Annotated in this window: 6 protein-coding genes; 2 read left to right on the top strand and 4 right to left on the bottom strand. The window is 44.6% G+C overall.

Translation table 11 applies throughout. The features are described from left to right. Positions 1 to 35: 35 nt before the first annotated feature. From VIP81_RS01460 to VIP81_RS01450, 3 genes are all read right to left on the bottom strand, one after another. A complete protein-coding gene (locus VIP81_RS01460; RefSeq protein WP_331956699.1) occupies positions 36 to 731 on the bottom strand; it encodes a hypothetical protein in 696 nt (231 codons plus the stop codon). Positions 732 to 834: 103 nt separating this feature from the next. After that, on the bottom strand, positions 835 to 1728 hold the full coding sequence (locus tag VIP81_RS01455) for a 1-aminocyclopropane-1-carboxylate deaminase/D-cysteine desulfhydrase (RefSeq protein ID WP_331956698.1): 894 nt from the start codon (positions 1726 to 1728) through the stop codon (positions 835 to 837). 217 nt (positions 1729 to 1945) lie between these two features. Continuing rightward, the gene (locus tag VIP81_RS01450; protein WP_331956697.1) at positions 1946 to 3286 is read right to left on the bottom strand and encodes an alpha-L-fucosidase; all 1341 of its coding nucleotides are present in this window, start codon (positions 3284 to 3286) and stop codon (positions 1946 to 1948) included. 131 nt (positions 3287 to 3417) lie between these two features. On the opposite strand from VIP81_RS01450, the gene VIP81_RS01445 reads away from it, so the two are divergent. Both VIP81_RS01445 and VIP81_RS01440 read left to right on the top strand, forming a co-directional pair. Then, positions 3418 to 4317 carry a nucleotidyltransferase family protein gene (locus VIP81_RS01445; RefSeq protein WP_331956696.1) on the top strand — a complete coding sequence of 300 codons (900 nt, stop codon included), beginning with the start codon at positions 3418 to 3420 and terminating at the stop codon, positions 4315 to 4317. Next, the gene (locus VIP81_RS01440) at positions 4308 to 5405 is read left to right on the top strand and encodes an aminoglycoside phosphotransferase family protein (RefSeq protein WP_331956695.1); all 1098 of its coding nucleotides are present in this window, start codon (positions 4308 to 4310) and stop codon (positions 5403 to 5405) included. Before VIP81_RS01445 ends, VIP81_RS01440 begins: the two co-directional genes overlap by 10 nt. Here the strand turns inward: VIP81_RS01440 and VIP81_RS01435 are convergent. After that, positions 5383 to 5575, bottom strand: a 193-nt coding sequence (locus VIP81_RS01435) for a hypothetical protein (RefSeq protein ID WP_331956694.1), incomplete at its 5' end; no start/stop codon positions are given. The genes VIP81_RS01440 and VIP81_RS01435 overlap by 23 nt on opposite strands.

The following is a 5575-nucleotide window of genomic DNA, read 5'->3' as shown; positions in this document are numbered from 1 at the left end:
ATCAGTATAATCCTGAACAAAGACAAAAACTCGCATTACATCTTATAGTTCAGCGGAATAAACAGATTCCACTTCACTTTCAGCTTACCTTCTTCAAATATTTCAAAGTTAAACCAACCTGCATGCAGGAAAATAGCTTTTTCCAAAATAAGGAAAGGGGCTTTTACCTGGTCTATATCAAAAAGAAAGGCGCCATTGGATTCGTAAAATTTAACGGCGTACTTCTTTTGTGGTGCCTCTGGTAATTTTATGTTGATATTACCATCGGCAGTGGTATAAATATAGTTAGACGGGTGCCACAGCACTCTTTCGGGTTCTCTGTTTTCCTGCTCTTTGCCTCTCAGCCCTTTGGAAGCATCTTTGATATCGGCATATTGTAATTTCTGATCGGCACGGATGGTGCTGTCAGACAGTGCCAGCACGGTTTTGCTGTACATAAACCGTCCATTGGTGAATACAATGAACAGGCGGTAGTAGTTGCTGCCGGGTAATGGCCTATTATCTACATAAGCATTCCTGGTTTGTGTAGGATAGCTGGCATAACTAATGGTATTGAAGTTCAGTACACTGTCGAGCGACCGCTGTATACTAATTTCCTTTACCTGTGTGAAGCCGTTGATCCAGTCCAGCTGTATTTTACCGGTTTTAATGGAGGCCGCAAAATTAGGAAGTACCGGCGGAACATATGCCTGTTCCTGGGCCTGTCCTGTAAATGCGGTCAATAAAAACATTCCAATAACAAAAGTTATACGCACTATTTGCTTCATACTGATTATTCCGTGAGCTCTTTAAGTTGGCAAAAATACACTACCGTTCAAATATAACGAACAGTTTTTAAAAGGATAGAACGCCGGGTGCCAGGGAAAGATTGCCTTGTAGTCCACCGGTATGTATTAACAATACTTTGCTGTTATCCGGAAAGTAGCCCTGATGGACCAACTCATGGAAAGCCATGACAAGTTTGCCGGTATAAATTATATCTGTTGGGATGCCGGTGGCTGCGTAGAAACTATTGATAAAATCTATAAGGGCAGGTGATTTCTTCGCATATCCGCCGCCGTGATAGTCGTGCAACAGCTCCCAATGCGTGGTATTAGCGGGGTGTAGCAGGTCGCCGACTTCCTTTTCCAGGTATTGCGCGCCTTTTAAAACCGGGATGCCAATTACCTGCTGATGGGGTAATGCACTGTTGATAAGGCCTGCAAGCGTAGTGCCCGTGCCCACGGCACAGAGGATATGTGTAAAGTCGGAGGTAGGGAAGATGGAAAGAATTTCCTCACAGCCTTTGGCGCCCAGGTCGTTATGGCCGCCCTCGGGGACTACATGGTAGTCCAGGTAAAACGTTTCCCATAGCTCCTTTGCACGGCCATTGCGATAATCTTCCCGGCTAACAAAAATTAATCCCATGCCATTATCATCTGCCATTTGCAGCGTATGGTTCAGTTGGGAGCAATGTTCCTCTCCCCGAATGATGCCCACACAGGCCAGCCCTGCTTCTTTACAAGCCAATGCAGTGGCGGCAATATGATTGGAGTAGGCGCCACCATAGGTGAGTAAGCCGTTGGAGCCCTGATCGATCGCTGCTTTTATATTCTCTTTCAGCTTAAACCACTTATTACCTGAGATCAGGTCATCCATCTTATCCAAACGCAACATGGCTGCCTGGATTGATTTCGGCAGCCATGTGGTATGAAATGATTCAAGGGTAATATTATCGTAACGCAGCATAATTATGACGGAGATTTTTTGTCTTACTCAGGATTATACTGATTATTATGATTATAATGATTTTATTTGATGATGTTGACATTGACATTGAAGATGTTATGGGATCACCCTCTTTTCCTTTATCTCTCAAAAATCAAAAATTAAAAATTAAAAATTAAAAATTAAAAATCATTATAATCATAATAATCAGTATAATCCTGAGCAAGACAAACGTCGCTTAATCATTCGTTAAAAAACCACCCTGACCTCTGTACAGCTTCACAGCCTTATCCAGCTTCACTTTCAGCACGGTGATGTATTTATCCTGTCCTTGTTCAGGTACATCTATAAATACCAGTCCGGGTACCGGGCTCCAGGAAATCTTGCCTACTACTTTGTGGTTCAGCTGTTTGCCGCTGCCTAACATCGTAATGCTTTCAATTTTATTGGAGAGGCCCTTTACCATTACCTGGCCACTGGTCCTAGCGGGCAGGAACAGGTACAGGGTGCTGGAATCTTTAGAGAGGGTAGTCGGTCCATAGAAGTGTCCCTGCGGAATACCGGGGATGGTATTGAAAACAGCTTCTCCGTTGCGTTGGTTCCAGGCGCCCAGCTCTTTCAGCATCGTTACTTCTTCTGCCGGGATGGTACCATCTGCTTTCGGACCTATGTCCAGCAGGAGGTTACCGCCATTGCTCACCGCATCTACGAAGATGGTGATGATTTCGAAGGGCGTTTTCCAGTCGTGGTCCTGTGGCTGCCATCCCCAGTTGCTGTTGATGGTCATGCAAAGTTCCCACCAGTGGTACTTTGGACGGGATACCGGGAAATTCTGTTCTGGTGTTTCGTAGTCGCCATATCCTTGTAAACGCCCGTTGATAATGGTGTTAGGGTTATGGGAGGTGAGCATATTACGCATTTTGGATGCTTCCCATTCGTCGGCGGAGTGTTCCCAGTCGCCGTCAAACCACCACAGGTCAGGGTTGAACTTAGTCATCACTTCGGCCATCTGACCTTCGTAGTATTTCAGGAAACGCTGCCATCTTTCAGGCTGGGCCTTGATATCATATCGGTTACTGTCTTTCAGAAACTGCGGATAATCATTGTAACTCCAGTCGATCAGGGAAAAGTAGGCACCAACTTTGATACTATCGCGCCGCAAAGCAGCGTAGAAGGGCGTGAGCACGTCTTTTTTAGCCGGAGTACTGTTGGCAACATCCAGTTTGCTGTATTTGCTATCCCACAAAGCCACGCCGTCGTGGTGTTTAGTGGTCATTACCGCGTAGCGGGCGCCGGATTCCTTAATCAGATCGGCCCAGGCTTGTGGATCGTAATTACTTGCAGTAAAGCCTTTCAGCTGATGCATGTAATCAGGATAAGAGATTTTTTTGTTGTGGAATGACCAGGATTCATCGATTCCGTTAACAGAATAAATGCCCCAGTGGATGAATATGCCCAATTTGGCATCAGCGAACCACTGCATTTTTTCTTTAATCGCCTCCGGATTTGTTTTCTGCTGCGCATTGGCAGTCGTTAGAACCTGCATGGCAAAGGCTCCCAGCACTAATAATCTCTTCATTGTTCCGTTTAATTAGTCTTTAAAAAAGGTGTTCTTCACAAAAAGAAAGTGTGAAAATAGTTTTAATGATTAAATTTAACGCCGATATTTTTAGGTAAATAATTGACTATTACAAAACTAATATCAGAAAAATGCAACCGACTTTATTGATTTTGGCGGCCGGTATGGCCAGTCGATATGGCAGTTTGAAGCAAATCCAGGAATTTGGCCCGAGCGGAGAAACTATCATAGACTACTCTATTTACGACGCGATCAGCGCCGGTTTTGGAAAAATTGTGTTCATCATCCGCGAGAATTTTGCAGCGGACTTCAAAGAAATCTTTGAACCTAAGCTCAAAGGCCGCGTGGCTGTTGATTATGTATACCAGGAAATGGATGCATTTGTAGGTGATCATGCGGTTCCTGCCGACAGGACCAAGCCATGGGGCACCGCTCATGCTATTCTTTGCGCGAAAAAAGCTATCAATGAACCATTTGCAGTAATCAATGCAGACGACTTCTATGGTACCGATGCTTTCGTTAAAATGGCTGATTTCCTGAACAATGAATGTAAGCCAGACGTATACAGCGTGGTAGGTTATGAACTGGGCAAAACGATCAGTGAGCACGGTTCCGTATCCCGCGGCGTATGCGAAGTAAGTGATGGCAACCTCGCTGCTATTAACGAAAGAACAAAGATCTACCCGGAAAATGGTCAGATCGTTTATGAAGAAGCCGACGGCAGCAAGCATCCTTTGGCTGCTAATACCCCGGTTTCCATGAACTTCTGGGGATTTCATCCGAGTGTATTTGAACTGAGCCAGGGACTTTTCAACGAATTCCTGGACAAAAATGGCAACAATCCTAAATCGGAATTTTTCATTACGATTGTGGCTGACGAGTTTACCCGCCGGAAAATAGGCCAGGTAAAAGTAATCCCAACCAGCGCTAAATGGTTCGGCGTTACTTACAAAGAAGATGCACCAGGGGTGCAGGCCAGCTTGTCGGCGCTGGTTGAGAATGGAGAATATCCAGACAATTTATGGAAATAAAGCCCAACACAAAGATCCTTCAGGCTTTCGGACTTGAGCCTGAAGGATTAAATGTCCGAAAATTTGGATCAGGACACATCAACAACACTTTTTTGCTCGAAAAAAAGCAGGACGGCAGTAGATACGTTTTACAGAAAATCAATGTAAACGTGTTTAAGGAACCAGGTATCATCGCCGCCAACCAGAGAATGGCAGCAGACTACCTGGCAGTTCATCATCCCGGCTATCTGTTTATTACGCCGATCCCCACGGTTAATGGGGAAGAGCTCTTTGTAATTGACAACGAATACTGGAGAATGATCCCTTTTATTGCGGATTCCGTAACGGTAGATCAGGCCGACAACCCAAAGCAGGCGTTTGAAGCAGCCAAACAGTTTGGCCGCCTCGCCAGTTACCTTTCGGGAATTGACCTGAAGCCGTTTAAAGCTTCTATTCCAAACTTTCACAACCTTACCCTACGGTACAGCGCCTTCCAGGATGCCATCCGTACTGCTAAGGAAGACAGGAAAGCCGAAGCAGAAGAGATGATTGAAGAATTCCTCCGCTATTCTGACATCGCAGTAACGTATGAACAGTTGAAAACAAATCCTGAATTCAGGGACCATCTGATGCACCACGATACCAAAATCAATAACGTATTGCTCAACAAGGATACTTATGAAGGTATATGTGTTTGCGACCTGGATACCCTGATGCCCGGAAAAATCATCTCAGATCTTGGTGACATGGTACGCACTTATGTTTGCCCGGTTTCTGAAGAAGAAATAGATTTCAGCCAGATCGTTATCCGCGAAGAATACTACGAAGCCCTCATGCAGGGGTATCTCGCAGAGATTGGCGGTACTTTAACCAAAGTAGAAAAAGAACAACTGTTCTTTGCCGGGAAGTTCATGATCTACATGCAGGGGATCAGATTCCTCACCGACTATTTAAACGGTGATGTATACTACCCCATCAAGTATCCGACACACAACTACAACCGCGCTAAAAACCAACTGGTACTTTTGCAGCGGCTCATGGAAAAAGAAACAACATTGCAGGGAATCATCGACAAATGCCTGCTCGTCAGCGTAACAAGTGAACAGTAAATGAAATCATTTTTAGAACGTGAACAGTAAGTGAAATGAAATCATTTTGTCCCGGTGCTTCCTGCACCGGGACTTTTTTTTGCGCGATTGTTTGTCTTTTTTCAGGATTATACAGATTTTGATGATTTCCCGGATTTTTGTTTTTTGATTTTGGAAGATTTAAAAAAGAT

This window comes from Chitinophaga sp., from assembly GCF_036566945.1.
Taxonomy (GTDB): Bacteria; Bacteroidota; Bacteroidia; order Chitinophagales; family Chitinophagaceae; genus Chitinophaga.
This window is presented reverse-complemented; position numbering and strand designations above follow the sequence as displayed.

What these genes read in the sequence shown, in the direction of transcription:
- VIP81_RS01460 (WP_331956699.1), bottom strand. Translation starts at nt 731, where the DNA reads ATGTTTTTATTGACCGCATTTACAGGACAGGCCCAGGAACAGGCATAT.
- VIP81_RS01455 (WP_331956698.1), bottom strand. Translation starts at nt 1,728, where the DNA reads ATGCTGCGTTACGATAATATTACCCTTGAATCATTTCATACCACATGG.
- VIP81_RS01450 (WP_331956697.1), bottom strand. Translation starts at nt 3,286, where the DNA reads ATGAAGAGATTATTAGTGCTGGGAGCCTTTGCCATGCAGGTTCTAACG.
- VIP81_RS01445 (WP_331956696.1), top strand. Translation starts at nt 3,418, where the DNA reads ATGCAACCGACTTTATTGATTTTGGCGGCCGGTATGGCCAGTCGATAT.
- VIP81_RS01440 (WP_331956695.1), top strand. Translation starts at nt 4,308, where the DNA reads ATGGAAATAAAGCCCAACACAAAGATCCTTCAGGCTTTCGGACTTGAG.